14 protein-coding genes are annotated in these 13,375 nt (G+C 62.5%); 10 read left to right on the forward strand and 4 right to left on the reverse strand.

Translation table 11 applies throughout. The features are described 5' to 3' along the window. The first annotated feature begins 13 nt into the window (after window positions 1–13). The 8 genes from ABV300_RS00905 (at window position 14) to ABV300_RS00940 (ending at window position 8,059) form a co-directional block, all read left to right on the forward strand. Window positions 14–223, forward strand: a complete 210-nt coding sequence (locus ABV300_RS00905; protein WP_353714697.1) for a hypothetical protein — start codon at window positions 14–16, stop codon at window positions 221–223. A 21-nt stretch (window positions 224–244) separates the two neighbouring features. Further along, the gene (locus tag ABV300_RS00910) at window positions 245–1,120 is read left to right on the forward strand and encodes a hypothetical protein (protein ID WP_353714698.1); all 876 of its coding nucleotides are present in this window, start codon (window positions 245–247) and stop codon (window positions 1,118–1,120) included. 85 nt (window positions 1,121–1,205) lie between these two features. After that, a complete protein-coding gene (locus ABV300_RS00915) occupies window positions 1,206–2,423 on the forward strand; it encodes an aspartate kinase (protein WP_353714699.1) in 1,218 nt (405 codons plus the stop codon). A 100-nt stretch (window positions 2,424–2,523) separates the two neighbouring features. After that, entirely contained in the window at window positions 2,524–3,501 is a 978-nt protein-coding gene (locus tag ABV300_RS00920; RefSeq protein WP_353714700.1) for a mechanosensitive ion channel family protein, read from the forward strand. A gap of 81 nt (window positions 3,502–3,582) precedes the next feature. Then, the gene (locus ABV300_RS00925) at window positions 3,583–4,662 is read left to right on the forward strand and encodes a DUF933 domain-containing protein (RefSeq protein ID WP_353714701.1); all 1,080 of its coding nucleotides are present in this window, start codon (window positions 3,583–3,585) and stop codon (window positions 4,660–4,662) included. Window positions 4,663–4,665: 3 nt separating this feature from the next. Beyond that, window positions 4,666–5,145: a PH domain-containing protein gene (locus tag ABV300_RS00930; RefSeq protein ID WP_353714702.1), complete on the forward strand. Its 480-nt coding sequence runs from the start codon at window positions 4,666–4,668 to the stop codon at window positions 5,143–5,145. A gap of 73 nt (window positions 5,146–5,218) precedes the next feature. Further along, on the forward strand, window positions 5,219–5,689 hold the full coding sequence (locus tag ABV300_RS00935; protein ID WP_353714703.1) for a helix-hairpin-helix domain-containing protein: 471 nt from the start codon (window positions 5,219–5,221) through the stop codon (window positions 5,687–5,689). Window positions 5,690–5,692: 3 nt separating this feature from the next. Then, the gene (locus ABV300_RS00940) at window positions 5,693–8,059 is read left to right on the forward strand and encodes a DNA internalization-related competence protein ComEC/Rec2 (RefSeq protein WP_353714704.1); all 2,367 of its coding nucleotides are present in this window, start codon (window positions 5,693–5,695) and stop codon (window positions 8,057–8,059) included. A gap of 10 nt (window positions 8,060–8,069) precedes the next feature. Here the strand turns inward: ABV300_RS00940 and ABV300_RS00945 are convergent, their stop codons facing one another. The 3 genes from ABV300_RS00945 to ABV300_RS00955 form a co-directional block, all read right to left on the reverse strand. Beyond that, window positions 8,070–8,273: a 4Fe-4S binding protein gene (locus ABV300_RS00945; protein ID WP_058438429.1), complete on the reverse strand. Its 204-nt coding sequence runs from the start codon at window positions 8,271–8,273 to the stop codon at window positions 8,070–8,072. A gap of 10 nt (window positions 8,274–8,283) precedes the next feature. Further along, window positions 8,284–8,871, reverse strand: a complete 588-nt coding sequence (locus ABV300_RS00950; protein WP_353714705.1) for a methyltransferase domain-containing protein — start codon at window positions 8,869–8,871, stop codon at window positions 8,284–8,286. Window positions 8,872–9,230: 359 nt separating this feature from the next. After that, entirely contained in the window at window positions 9,231–9,485 is a 255-nt protein-coding gene (locus ABV300_RS00955) for a hypothetical protein (RefSeq protein ID WP_353714706.1), read from the reverse strand. Window positions 9,486–9,665: 180 nt separating this feature from the next. Between ABV300_RS00955 and ABV300_RS00960 the strand changes: the two genes are divergently transcribed. Next, entirely contained in the window at window positions 9,666–10,781 is a 1,116-nt protein-coding gene (locus ABV300_RS00960; RefSeq protein WP_353714707.1) for an HD domain-containing phosphohydrolase, read from the forward strand. A 56-nt stretch (window positions 10,782–10,837) separates the two neighbouring features. Beyond that, entirely contained in the window at window positions 10,838–11,062 is a 225-nt protein-coding gene (locus ABV300_RS00965) for a NifU family protein (RefSeq protein ID WP_058438423.1), read from the forward strand. A 61-nt stretch (window positions 11,063–11,123) separates the two neighbouring features. Here the strand turns inward: ABV300_RS00965 and ABV300_RS00970 are convergent, their stop codons facing one another. Further along, window positions 11,124–13,361, reverse strand: coding sequence for a bifunctional (p)ppGpp synthetase/guanosine-3',5'-bis(diphosphate) 3'-pyrophosphohydrolase (locus tag ABV300_RS00970; RefSeq protein ID WP_353714708.1), 2,238 nt, complete (start codon window positions 13,359–13,361; stop codon window positions 11,124–11,126). Between the last annotated feature and the right edge of the window lie 14 nt (window positions 13,362–13,375).

Below are 13,375 nucleotides of genomic sequence, written 5' to 3' on the forward strand. Positions count from 1 at the left end.
GGAATCAGAAATCATGTGCCCCCGCGAAGACGAAACTTTTAGATCCACCCGCTACGGCGGCCACCCGCCGGCCTGCACCTGCGTGGCCTGCTGCGAGAAGCGGCGGGCGGGTATATCCACAGGTTACAAATCCCCCAGAGAGGGCGGCGGCACGCCGGCCTGGTTCTGGGCGGTCATCGGCATCGTGGTCGTTGCCCTGGTGCTGACGCTGGTGTTACGTTAAATCCGAAATCCGAATATCGAAATGCGAAACAAATTCGCCCTCCGACTAACCAACCTGCTGGCGGCATCGGCCGTCGTGGCGGCGCTGCTGTCCGGCTGCTCCTTCAACCTGGCCATTCCCGGCGTCAACCAGCCGCCGCCGGAGACCCTGTCGGCGCCGGATATCAGTGCCGGGTGGAACTCTATCGCCGGAGCGCTGTCCTATGACGGGCGGCAGCCGCCGTACCGGCTCTACCCCGACGGCCCGCTGGTGAAGCTGGTCAATAACGCCGCGGCCAGGGACGTCAGCTGGGCGGAGCTTATGGCCTTCGTCAAGAGCGACATCACCGATTTGAACGCCTACCTGCCCGACCGCTACATGTGCGGCGGTTTCGCCCTCGACCTGCACAACGCCGCCGAGGCGGCCGGCATCCGGGCGGCCTGGGTGGCGATAGATTTTATCGGTGAAAGCGTGGGGCACGCGGCGACGGCCTTCCAGACGACCGACCGGGGCCTGGTGGTCATCGATGACACCTCTTCATACTCCAGCGGCGGCCGAGCGCTGGGCGAGGCCGAAAGCCACAGTTACGACAAGGTGGCTTATATAATGATCGGCCGGGATTACGGCGTCATCCCGCTTGAGGCAGCCGGCTCGCCGCTTTATAATGACTATCTGGCTTACCTGGAGCAGTTCCGGGTGTTCGACGAAAAACGCCAGGCTTATGAACGCGAAGCCGCGGCGTACGAGGCGGAACTGGCCGGCCGCACCAGGCTCAAAGAGCCGGAATACAGCTATTTCATGAGCTGGCACAAGCGGCTCCAGGCGATGAAGGAAGAGCTGAACGAACTGGGCGAGTCCCTGGGCAGCTACTATTGGGAGAGCCTGGGGGTGGTATCCGAGGTCAAAATCTACTGGTAAGCCGATAATCAAATCCGGGAATCGAAAGACGATGGATTCCCGCTTTCGCGGGAATGACAATTTTAGAGGGCATCAGCGAGGCAGCATGGCAATCATCGTTCAGAAATACGGCGGCACGTCGGTGGCCAACGCCGAGCGCATCCGCGCCGTGGCCCGGCGGATTATCGCCACTAAAGAAAAGAGCAACCAGGTGGTGGTGGTCGTTTCGGCAATGGGCGACGCCACCGACGACCTGATCGAGCTGGCGCGGGAGCTTTCCGAGCACCCCGACCCGCGGGAACTGGACGTCCTCATGTCCACCGGCGAGATCGTATCCTCGACGCTGCTGGCCATGGCTTTGAAGCAGATGGGCCACGAGGCCATCTCCCTGTCCGGCGCCCAGGCCGGCATCAAGACCGACGCCTCCCACTCACGTGCGCGCATCACGGGCATCGAGCCGGAACGCATCCACCGCGAGCTGCACAAGGGGCGCATCGTCATTGTGGCCGGCTTCCAGGGCATCACCGACAGCATGGAGGTGACCACATTGGGCCGCGGCGGTTCCGACACCTCGGCGGTAGCCCTGGCCGCTATCCTGGGGGCCCAGATCTGCGAGCGCTTCACCGACGTCGACGGCGTCTATACCGCCGACCCGCGGGTGGTGCCCGAAGCGCGGCGCTTGAAGGAGATCTCCTACGAGGAGATGCTGGAGCTGGCGACCTACGGCGCCAAGATCATGCATCCCCGCGCCGTCGAACTGGGCCAGCTTTATAACATACCGATTCTGGTCGCTTCCAGCTTTAACGACAATCCCGGCACGCTGATTCACGGAGGAAAAATGGAAATCCGCAATAAAGTGAGCGGCATCGCTCACGACCTTGACGTGGCCAAGATCACCCTGGTGGGCATCCCTGACAAGCCAGGCATCGCCGCTTCGCTGTTCGAACCGCTGGCCAAGGCTGGCGTGTCGGTGGACACCATCGTCCAGAACGCCTCGGTGGCCCGCATCACCGACATTACCTTCACCCTGGCCGAATCCGACCTGAAAAAAGCCATGGACGTGGTCAAGCCGATCGCCGAAAAGCTGGGGGCGACCAGCATCGCCGCCGACGCCAACATCGGCAAGATCTCCATCGTCGGCACCGGCATCCAGAACACGCCGGGCTACGCCGCCAAGATGTTCCGGGCACTTTATGACGCCGGCATCAACATCGACCTCATCTCCACTTCCGAGATCCGCATCACTGTTATCATCGAAGAAGGCAAGGTCAAAGAGGCGGTCAAGGCGCTCCACAAGGCCTTCGAGCTGGAAACGGAAGAGTAGCCGGCACTGTTGGTTCTCTCTTCACGGGTTGAAATGTCCTGTCCGCCGCCACGGCGGATGATTTCCTATTTTCTGTAGTCTGGTTTATACTGGGAAAATTATGGACTGGGGCAACTTTTTCGAATCTGTTACCAGTTGGATTGGGGCTCACGGGCTGCGAATCCTGCTGATCATCAGCTTGAGCTTCCTGTTCTACCGCCTGATCAAAATGGCCCTCGACCGCGGTCTGGTGCGCTATGTCGAATTCCGGGAACACCATCACGCCGGAACCCGCGAAGACCGTATCAAACGGGCCAAGACCCTCGCCAGCGTCCTCACCGGCTCCGTCGGTGTCTTCATGTTCGGCCTGACGGTGTTTATGCTTCTGGCCGAGCTGGGTATCGATATCGCTCCGCTTTTGGCTTCAGCCGGCGTCCTGGGCATCGCTATCGGCTTCGGCGCTCAGAGCATCATCAAGGATACACTGAACGGTCTGTTCATCCTGCTCGAAGGCCAATTCAACACCGGCGATGTGGTCAAGGTAGCCGGGGTGTCGGGCAACGTGGAAGACCTGAATTTGAGACGCACCGTCCTGCGGGACCTGGACGGCATCGTCCATATTATCCCCAACGGCCAGATCACCACCGTATCCAACTACACCCACGAATGGGCGCGGGTGAATTTAAACGTGCCGGTAGCCTATTCGACCGATCTCGACCAGGCCGCGGCGGTCATCAACCGGGTGGGACGGGAACTGGCAGCCGACCCCGAATTTTCCCCGATGATCATTTCAGCGCCGCAGGTCCTCCGGGTCGATAATTTTGCCGACTCCGCCATTGAAATCAAAGTGCTGGGCGACGTCCACCCGATGAAGCAGTGGCCGGTCACCGGCGAGCTGCGCCGCCGCCTGAAGAAGGCTTTCGACGAAGCCGGCATCGAGATCCCATTCCCGCACACCAAGCTTTTTTTTGACGACAACCAGCTTGATAAATACGCCCGGCTGTCGTTCCGGTCGGATGCCGGACGGCGCTCCGCCGAAGGTGGGATTAAACCCATTCCGCCAGCCAGGGACAATCTACCGCCGGACACGGAACCCTGAGCCCAGCCGGTTGAACCGCCGCACCCGGTGTGCTTAAATGGCGGCGCTGTCCCCGGTGAGAATTTCAGTAAAGGAAGTTTCATGGCTTTATGCATTGGCATTATCGGCCTGCCCATGAGCGGCCGCACCACCGTTTTTGAGGCCGCCGCCGGCGGCCTCAAAGCCGCGGCGCCAAAGCCTGAGGCGGTCCACATCGGCATCGCCAAAGTGCCTGACGAGCGCATCGACCGGCTGTCCGAAATGTTCAAACCGCAGAAGACGACCTACGCCGAGGTGAAATACCTCGACCTGGGGGCCTCGGTCAAGAATATTTCCGGCGAGGCGCTGCGCGAGCTTTCGGCGATGGACGAACTGGTCAGCGTCGTCCGCGCCTTCAAAGACGACGCGGTGCCCCACCCTCAGGAGACCGTTGACGCCGAACGGGACATCGAGGCGATGAACCTGGAGCTGACTTTTTCCGACCTGGCCATCATCGAGCGGCGGCTGGGTAAAATCGAGCAGTCAATGAAAGCCGCCAAAGCGACCGACCGCCCCAAGATTTTAGCCGAACAGGAACTGCTGCTCCGCCTCAAGGCCGAGCTGGAGAAAGATATACCGCTCCGCGACGTGGAGCTGTCCGCCGAGGAGGAGAAAAGCCTCTCCGGCTACCAGTTCCTGTCAGCCAAGCCGCTCCTCACCGTGGTCAACATCGGCGAGGAAGACCTGCCGAGCGCCGCAAGGATCGAGGACGAATTCTCGAAACGGTTCGCCGGCCGGAAACGCAAGCTGATCGCCCTGTGCGGCAAGCTGGAAGCCGAGCTGGCCGGTATGGACGAGGCCTCCGCCGCCGAGTTCCGGGCCGATTACGGACTCAAGGAGACCGGCCTGGCGCGCACCATCCGCGCCTCCTACGCCCTGCTCGACCTGATCTCATTCTTCACCGTCGGCCCCGATGAGGTCAGGGCCTGGAGCATCACCGCCGGCATGAACGCCCAGACCGCGGCGGGCAAGATCCACTCCGATATCGAGCGCGGCTTCATCCGCGCCGAGGTCGTCCACTACGACGACCTTATCCGCACCGGGACGATGGCGGAGGCCAAGAAAGCCGGAGTGCTGCGGCTGGAGGGCAAGACCTACACCGTCAAAGACGGCGACATCGCCCACTTCCTGTTCAACGTCTGAGACATGAACGGGACGCCTGAACTCCTGTACGAGGACACGCCGCCTTCGGCCGCCGGGCTGGTGGCTGCGGTCGTCGCCTTCCTGATAATAGGTGACCTGCTGCTCGGGTTTTTTATCCCGGAAATCCTGGGCATCATGGCGGTTACCGCCGTTTTTGAAGCAGCGCTGTTCTATTTCATCGTTCCCCGCAAATACCAGGTCATGAGCGACCGCCTGCGCATCAGATTGGGCGGCCCTATCAAGATGGACATGCCCTTTTCGACGATCAAAGAGGCGCGCCCCGGCAAAGGCACCGAAGCCTGGGTCTACTGGGGCTTGCGGCTGGCCACTTCCAGCCGGGGCGTCGTCGAGATTATCCGCCGCGGCGGCGGGCTGGACGCCGTCATCTCGCCCCGCGACCGGGAGACCTTCCTGGAGCAGCTCAACCTGGCGATGGCGGCCGCCGGCGGCGGACTGAAGACAACCACCATCCGCCTGAACTGACCGGGCAGCGAACTTGACGCCGCCGCCGCCCCGGGTATAGCCTAAGCCGATTTTATACCTGCGGGGGCGAGCTATGAACACACCATTGCGGCGCTTCGGATTGATCGCGGCATCCCTGGCCGTTGCCGGGCTGTCAGCCTGCGCCGATCCGGAAATGGTCGAAATTTATACTCCCACCGCCCAACCGCCATTATTCGCCAACGTCGCCATCGAGGGTTCCGTCGCCCTGCCCGGCGTCTATCCCCTGAAAGCAGGCGACACCATCGAAGACCTGCTCCAGGCGGCGGGCGGCGCGAGCGGCGGCGCGGTGATCACCCTCGTCGTCAGCGGTTCGTCGGCGGCGCCCCAGAAGGTAAATCTCAACACCGCCGAGCCATGGCTGCTCACCGCCCTGCCGGGTGTCGGCGATTCAAAAGCCGCCGCCATCGTCGCTTACCGGGCCGAGCACGGCCTGTTCGTCAACATTATGGAACTGGTCAAGGTGCCGGGTTTCGGCCAGGCGACCTTCGATTCGCTGAAAGACCTGATCACGGTGTCGGAGTAAGGTGTGGTTCTAATCATCCTGTCGCTGGCGTGGGTTATCGGCATCTGGCTGGGATCCCGGATCGAACCCTCGCCGGCGTGGTTTCTGGCCGCCGCTCTGCCACTGGTTCTGGCGGGAGCGCAGCGGCGGCGAGGCCGGGCGGCGCTGGCCTGCCTTGCGGTCATCCTGTTAACCGGCGGCGCCTTCTGCTACCAGGCGGTCAGCCTCGAGGTGGACGGGAACCACGTCAGCCGCTATATCGACGGCAAGGCATATACCATCGAAGGCACCGTCAGCCGCGATCCCGAAGAGAAAGAAAAATCCCAGGCGCTGCGGCTGGACGGCATCGCCATCGGGACGGACGGTGGCCGAATCCTGCTTGCCGGCGCGGTGATGGTCTACCTCCCGCCGTTCCCGGAATATCATTACGGCGACCGCGTTTCGGTGACCGGCAGGCTGCTGGAACCGCCGGTCTTCGACGCCTTCGACTGGCGCGCTTACCTGGCCCGCGACGAGGTATTTGCCACCGTCCTGTACCCCGAAGTTGTCTCTGTCGAGCCTGGACACGGCCACCCGGCGCTTTCGCTGATCTATGACTGGCGGCACAAACTGGCAGCGGGCATCGCCGCCACTATACCGGAACCCCACGCTTCGCTGGCGCAAGGCCTGGCCCTGGGCATCCGCTCAGGTATCGGTGAAGATATCGAACGGGCTTTCTCGGTGTCGGGCACGGCCCATCTGCTGGCCGTTTCGGGCCAGAACCTGGCCATCATCGCCGGGGTGGTGCTTCTGGCTACCCGGGGCATTCTCGGCCGGCGGGGCTACTGGTATGTTTGGCTGTCAATGGCGGCGGTGTGGGCCTTTGCCGTCCTCACCGGCCTGGCGCCGCCGGTGGTGCGCGCCGCCGTCATGGCCTCGATCTTCCTCCTGGCCGAGCTTCTGGGGCGCCAGAAATCGGCGGCGCCGGCACTCTGCCTGGCGGCGGCGCTGATGACTGCCGCCAACCCGCAGCTGCTGTGGTCGGCGTCATTCCAGATGAGCTTCGGGGCCATGGCCGGCCTGATTTTCCTGCTGCCGCCGTTCTCGGCGCTGGCCCGGCGCCTGGCTGACCGATTCCCCGGCCGGAAATCGAACCTTTACGGCATCGTCCATGTTACCGCGCAGGGCCTGGCGGTTTCCGCCGCCGCCATGGCGGGCGTCCTGCCGCTGTCCGCCTATTATTTCGGCCTGGTGGCCCTGGCCGGCGGGGCGGCTACCCTGGCCGCCGCCCCGGCGCTGCCGCTGATCATCTTCTCCTCCCTGCTGGCCGGGGGCGCCGCCGTGATTCACCCGGCCGCCGCCGTGCCCTTCGCCGCGGCGGTGTGGCTGGCGCTGAGCTATTTAGTGGGAGTGGTGGAACTGTTCGCCCGCGTCCCGGCGCTGGAGACCGGGCCTATAAGCGGGGCGGTCATAGCCGGCTGGTATCTGGCTTTAGGCGCCGCCGCACTGGCGCTGGCGCGGTGGCTGCGGCGGCAGGATGAGCCGGAGCCGGGGTCTCCAGTCAGCTTCGGCCGGCTGGCGCGCTTCGGCGTGCCCGCGTTGATTATCATCGGCGCGCTCGGCTCGACGCTGCCCTGGCATAACGGAGAAGACCGCCTGGAAGTCAGTTTCCTGGATGTCGGCCAGGGCGACGCCATCTACATCCGCACCCCAGCCGGGCAGGACATTCTGGTAGACGGCGGCCCCTCGCCGCAGCGGCTAGTCCAGGAGCTGGGCAAAAGAATGCCGTTCTGGAACCGGACGATCGAGCTGGTAATATCGACCCACGCCGACGCCGACCACCTGACCGGGCTGCTCGAAGTCCTGGGACGTTACAAGGTAGGGAAAATAGTCCAAACCAGTTTTGGCGGGGACACCGACCTTTCCCGGGAATGGCAGAGCCTGGTGGAGCGGAAGAACGTCCCGACGACCACAGCGGCGGCCGGCGACCGCATCCGGCTGGCGGGCGGCCTGGAAATAGCGGTGTTGAACCCCTTTGACCAAGCCGCTGCGGACTCCAACGAGGCTTCATTGGCGCTCAGCCTGAAATACGGCGATATTTCATTCCTGCTGGCCGCCGATATACCCTCGGCGACGGAACTCGAGCTGATCTGCCGCCGCCTGCTGCCCGATATCACGGTGCTCAAAGCGGCGCACCACGGCTCAGGCGGTTCGACCAGCGCGGCGTTCCTGGCGGTCACCCGCCCGGAAGCGGCGGTCATTCAGGTTGGCCGCAACAGCTACGGACACCCCGCCGGCGAAGTCCTGGCGGCACTCGAGGCGCAGTGCATCGAGGGCGGCGTACTGCGTACCGACGAAGACGGCACCGTCACCTTTCTGACCGACGGCCGCACCCTGTGGCTCCGGGAATAGCGGTAAAACCCTAGCGGGCGGCGGGCTGGCGTACCGTGATGGCGCCGGTGGGGCACTGGAACTCGCAGCCGCCCAAAAGATCGCACTTACTCTGGTCAGTGACCCGGCAGACGCCGGTCTCCGCGTCGATATCCAGTATCTGGCGGGGGCACATGGCCACGCAGACGCCGCAGCCGGTGCACAGGTCCGTGTCTATCTTAACTCTATCTTCCATCTCTTTCCCTTCAGTTCCTGATTTTGAGCAGATCAATGCCGCCGCCCAGGGCGGCGGCGCGGTTCTCGACGGTCAAATTTAATCCATGAACCAGTTTCAGCAGCCCGCCGCCGGCCTGGTAGTCCTTGAAGTTGGCGTAATGCTCGCCGCCCACCAGGCTCTCAATGAAGCTGAAAAACCGGCGCGCCGGTACGCCGAAATCAGCCAGGACGATGATGCCGCCGGGCTTGACCACCCGCCTCATTTCGGAGACGACTTTCAGGCGCGTGTCGAATGGTTTTTCATGCAGCGCCAGCGAGATGGCGGCGACATCGAACAAGGAGGCGCCGAAAGGTAAAGCCGCGGCATCGGCCAGTTGAAAGCGGAGGTTATCCCGGCCGAAGCGCCGCCGACGGGCTTCGGCGACGGCGATCATCGCCGGATCCAGGTCAACGCCGTCCACCTCGGCGCCCAGCCGTGCCAGGTGCACCGCCTGGTCGCCCGTGCCGCAGCAGACATCCAGCACCCCCTGCCCCGGCCGTATCTCGGCAAGCTCCGGCAGGGCGTGCCGCAGGCCACGGAGCGCCCGGTCAATGACCGCAGCGTAAAACGATGACATCACAGAGTCCTTTTACCGTCGTCAAGGTTACGAATCATATTTCCGATAATTGTATCATCAATCACTCATCTTACCAACTTTTACGAAGGAACCGTTCGAGCCGGCTAACAAAAGGCAAGGTGCGCCGTTATATTATTCAAAATCCAAAAAGGAGGTGAATCATGCGACGCATTTTCAATGCCTGGGACCGGGTATTCTATGAAATATGGCCGCTGCTGGCGCCCAGGCCGCGCTACGCCGTGGTCCGCCTCCGCAGCAGCCGAAGATGATCAATCGAATAGCGCGCCCGCTTCAACGAAAATAAAAAACCCGGATGGTCAACGCCACCCGGGTTTTTGTTTATCGCAGGGGCAAGTATTTCAGGTATTGGCCCCGGCGGCGATGCCCCGCGGCTGGCGGCCGGCCGTAGGCTCTGAATCGGCTTTCGTCGGGCGGAGGGCAGAGATACAGGCCGCAGGCGGCGCAGGCTCGAAGGGCTGGGAGGGGAGAGGCATTATTGCCGAGGCGCTCCCCCGCCTCACCTCGCCAATCACCGCCGAGAGGATGCTTACAGCGGGGGCAGGCATAAATCCCTTCAAACATCGTTTCACCTCCCGGTAGATTTCGTCTTTCATTATCGTCCCGGGGGATCGGCGGCGTACATCCCCCAAAAGTGCCCCCGGAGGCAGAAATTAGTAATAGACGGCTGCTCGAGGCGCTGTGGGAGTACTAATGTTCTTCTAAAAGAGTACTATCTGGCTCTTGCGGAGCGGCTGGCGCGGGAGTAGATTTTGTACCGCAACCTGGAGAAGAAGATGGCGCAACCGGTTAAGAAGGATATCATCATCGTGGCGTCTCACGAAGAGGCGGCGCGCCAGCAAATTTCGGCTAAACTGATCATGGCGGGACTCCGGTGCCTGACCGCGTCCAGCAGCGCCGAAACGATCGAACTCATCTACCACCGGGATGTGGCTCTGGTGCTGCTCGAGGCGGCCATGCCCGGCCGGTCCGGGCTCCAGGTCCTCCAGGAGATCACCGCGGTCAGCCCGGACACGGCGGTGGTGACGATGCTCGACGGGCGGGACCGGGAGGCGGCCGTCCGCTGCCTGGACCTGGGCGCCGCCGACTACCTGGTCAAACCGGCGAATCTGGAGGAGACGCTCTTGAAAACCCGGCGCATCCTGGATTGGCGGCAGCTGGTGATGCAGCACCGCGAATACAAGACGACGCTGGAGCAGCGGGTGAGCGAGCGAACCCGGGACCTGATCCAGACGGTGGCCAAGATGAAATCCGCGGCCGTCGATACCCTGGTGCGGCTGGCCCGGGCCGCCGAGTACAAGGACGAAGACACCGGCAGCCACATCCAGCGGATGAGCCGCTATACCGCCCTGGTGGCCGAGAGAATGGGGTTGGCCGACGACTACGTTGAGTCACTGCTGTATGCCGCCACCATGCACGATATCGGCAAGATCGGCATCCCCGACAGCATCCTGCTCAAACCAGGCAAACTGACCGACGAGGAGTGGTCGGTAATGAAGCAGCACACCGTCATCGGGGCGCGCATCCTCGACGGCGCCGAGGCCGAAATCGTGAAGCTGGGGGCGGCCATCGCCATCAGCCACCATGAAAAATGGAACGGCAGCGGCTATCCCTTCGGCTTCAAAGGCGAGGAAATCCCGCTGCCCGGGCGCATCGCCGCCATCGCCGACGTTTTCGACTCACTGACTTCCAAACGCGCCTACCGCAAAGACGATTTCACCGCCGACGAGACGTTCAAGATTATTGAACAGAGCGTCGGCGTCCAGTTCGATCCGGCGGTCTTCGCCGCCTTCAAGGCCGCCTGGCCGGATATCAGGGCGGAACACCAGCGGTTCCGCACCCTGGAAGCCAGCCGGGCATCGTCCCAAATTGACACCGCTGTGCTTTCGTGATAATTTTGAAGGTACGGCGGCGCCCCGAGGCGTGCCAATTGAAGGGAGTTTCCCGCATGCTGGAAAAGGTCAAGACAGTCCTGGACAAGATCCGCCCGTCTCTGCAGGCTGACGGCGGCGACGTTCAACTGGTCGAGGTTAAAGAAAAAGAAGGCATCGTCAAGGTCAAACTCACCGGCGCCTGCGCCGGCTGCCCGATGTCCCAGATGACCCTTAAAAACGGCATCGAGCGCATTCTGAAGCGCGAGGTTCCGGAAGTCAAAGAGGTGGTGGCCGCCTGAACCGGCCTGGATTACCGATCACGGGAAAGCCCGCTTTTTAAAGCGGGCTTTTTGCTGCCGCTCATGCCGACTGCCGGGATTTGGAGTCCTCGCCCAGGCGGTTGATGGAGGTGACGCCCTTGACGCCTTCCATCTTGGAGATGAGCCGCGCCAGCTGGGTCAGGCCTTTGGTTTCAATGTCCAGGGTGATGGAGGTCACCCGGTCCGGGCTTTCGGCCACCGTCATGTTGGAAATGTTGACTTTCTCATCAGCGATGAGGGTTGAGATGTCCCGCACCAGGCCGACCCTGTCCCAGGCCAGCACCTGCAGCCTGGTGGGATAGAACTGGTCCTGGCGGCCCCACTCCACCCGGATCAGCCGCTCCGGTTCTTCCTCTTTCAGCACGTTATGGCAGTCGGCGCGGTGGATGGTCACCCCCTGTGAGCGGGTGACATAGCCGATGATGTCCTCGCCGGGCAGCGGCCGACAGCAGCCAGCGATCTTGGTCAGCACGTCGCCGATGCCCATGACCGACACGCCGGAACTATCAGCCCTGGCCGGCGCCGCCGGCGCGGCGGCTTCGACCGGGTGCGGCGCCTCGGCGGCGGCTACCTGCGACAGGGCGATGGAGTGCGCCGACAACCCGCCGTAGCCGACAGCGGCTAAAAATTCATCGATGTTCTCGCAGTTGTTCTGGTGAGCCAGGGTTTTGAAATCGGGGATCTTTAGTCCCAGGTGGCGGAACTCTTTCTCCAGCAGTTCCCGGCCTTTTTCAATATTTTCGGTGCGCTCCTGTTTCTTGAACCACTGGCGGATTTTGGTGATGGCGTGGCTGGTTTTGACATAGCCCAGGTTGGGATTGAGCCAGTCACGCGACGGCCCCTTGTCCTTCTTGGTGGTGACGATCTCCACCACTTCGCCGTTACGGAGCCGGTAGTCCAGGCCGACCAGTTTGCCGTTAACCTTGGCGCCGACGCAGCGGTGGCCCAGTTCGGTATGGACGCGGTAGGCGAAATCCAGCGGCGTCGCCCCCTTGGGCAGGTCTTTGATTTCGCCGCCGGGAGTAAAGACGAAAACCTGGTCATTGAAAATGTCGGTCTTGACCGACTCTAAAAACTCCTCGGCGCCGGCCAGGTCGCGGTGCCAGTCAGCCAACTGGCGCAGCCAGGAGATGCGGTCTTCCGATTTGGGGGCGGCTTTGTCGCCCTCCTTATAGCGCCAGTGGGCGGCTACGCCGTACTCCGCCAGCCGGTGCATTTCATAGGTCCGGATCTGGATCTCCAGCGGCGTGGCGGACATGGACAGCACGGCGGTGTGCAGCGACTGGTAGCCGTTAGGCTTGGGGTTGGCGATATAATCGTCGAAAGAGCCGGGGATGGGGTGCCACAGGTTGTGAACGGCGCCCAGGGCGGTATAGCATTCGTTTACCGAGACAACCAGCACACGGATAGCCAGCAGGTCATAAATCTCATCGAAGTGACGACCCTGAAGGGCGTATTTTTCGGCCTTCTGGTGCAGGGAGTAGATATGTTTGGCCCGGCCGGTGATCTCCGCCTTGATGCCGACTTTATCGAATTCCGACCGCAGCACGTCAATGACCTTGCCGATAAACTCTTCACGCTGGGCGCGCTTGGAGGCCAGCAGCCGCGCCAGGCTCTTATAATGCTGCGGCTCCAGGAAGCGGAAGGCCAGGTCCTCCAGCTGCCACTTGATCTCCCAGATGCCCAGGCGATGAGCCAGCGGGGCATAGATTTCCAGCGTTTCCCGGGCGGTGTCCTTCTGCTTCTCCGGCGGCATGGCGTCCAGGGTGCGCATGTTGTGCAGCCGGTCGGCCAGCTTGATAAAGACGACCCTGAGATCCTCGGCCATGGCTACCAGCATCTTCCGGAGGTTCTCCGCCTGGCGCTCGTAGGTGGTGTTGCCGGAGAATCTGGTCTCGCCGGGGGCGGCCAGCGACAGCTTGGCCAGTTTGGTAACGCCGTCCACCAGCTTGCCGACGTCCTTGCCGAAAAGCTCCTCGATCTTCGTGAGCGGGATGGCCGAGTCCTCCGGGACATCGTGGAGCAGGGCGGCTTTAACTGCGGTGGCATCGAGCTGGAGCTCAGCCAGGATAAGGGCGACAGACAGGGGGTGCTCGATGAACGGTTCGCCGCTTTTCCGGGTCTGGCCCTCGTGGGCTTTGGCCGCGAAGTCATAGGCCGATCTTATTTGCTCGACCTTCTCCCACGGCAGGTATCGGGCGGTAGCCTCTAAAAGAGCGGTTACTTCCACTTGTTTACCATAATACGGCCAGTGGCCAAGTATAGCGTAAAAAGCCATCAGCTGTCAGCTAT

It is taken from the genome of Dehalogenimonas sp. 4OHTPN, assembly GCF_040448695.1.
GTDB lineage: Bacteria > Chloroflexota > Dehalococcoidia > Dehalococcoidales > Dehalococcoidaceae > Dehalogenimonas.

What these genes read in the sequence shown, in the direction of transcription:
- ABV300_RS00905 (WP_353714697.1), top strand. Translation starts at nt 14, where the DNA reads ATGTGCCCCCGCGAAGACGAAACTTTTAGATCCACCCGCTACGGCGGC.
- ABV300_RS00910 (WP_353714698.1), top strand. Translation starts at nt 245, where the DNA reads ATGCGAAACAAATTCGCCCTCCGACTAACCAACCTGCTGGCGGCATCG.
- ABV300_RS00915 (WP_353714699.1), top strand. Translation starts at nt 1,206, where the DNA reads ATGGCAATCATCGTTCAGAAATACGGCGGCACGTCGGTGGCCAACGCC.
- ABV300_RS00920 (WP_353714700.1), top strand. Translation starts at nt 2,524, where the DNA reads ATGGACTGGGGCAACTTTTTCGAATCTGTTACCAGTTGGATTGGGGCT.
- ABV300_RS00925 (WP_353714701.1), top strand. Translation starts at nt 3,583, where the DNA reads ATGGCTTTATGCATTGGCATTATCGGCCTGCCCATGAGCGGCCGCACC.
- ABV300_RS00930 (WP_353714702.1), top strand. Translation starts at nt 4,666, where the DNA reads ATGAACGGGACGCCTGAACTCCTGTACGAGGACACGCCGCCTTCGGCC.
- ABV300_RS00935 (WP_353714703.1), top strand. Translation starts at nt 5,219, where the DNA reads ATGAACACACCATTGCGGCGCTTCGGATTGATCGCGGCATCCCTGGCC.
- ABV300_RS00945 (WP_058438429.1), bottom strand. Translation starts at nt 8,273, where the DNA reads ATGGAAGATAGAGTTAAGATAGACACGGACCTGTGCACCGGCTGCGGC.
- ABV300_RS00950 (WP_353714705.1), bottom strand. Translation starts at nt 8,871, where the DNA reads ATGTCATCGTTTTACGCTGCGGTCATTGACCGGGCGCTCCGTGGCCTG.
- ABV300_RS00955 (WP_353714706.1), bottom strand. Translation starts at nt 9,485, where the DNA reads ATGAAAGACGAAATCTACCGGGAGGTGAAACGATGTTTGAAGGGATTT.
- ABV300_RS00960 (WP_353714707.1), top strand. Translation starts at nt 9,666, where the DNA reads ATGGCGCAACCGGTTAAGAAGGATATCATCATCGTGGCGTCTCACGAA.
- ABV300_RS00965 (WP_058438423.1), top strand. Translation starts at nt 10,838, where the DNA reads ATGCTGGAAAAGGTCAAGACAGTCCTGGACAAGATCCGCCCGTCTCTG.
- ABV300_RS00970 (WP_353714708.1), bottom strand. Translation starts at nt 13,361, where the DNA reads ATGGCTTTTTACGCTATACTTGGCCACTGGCCGTATTATGGTAAACAA.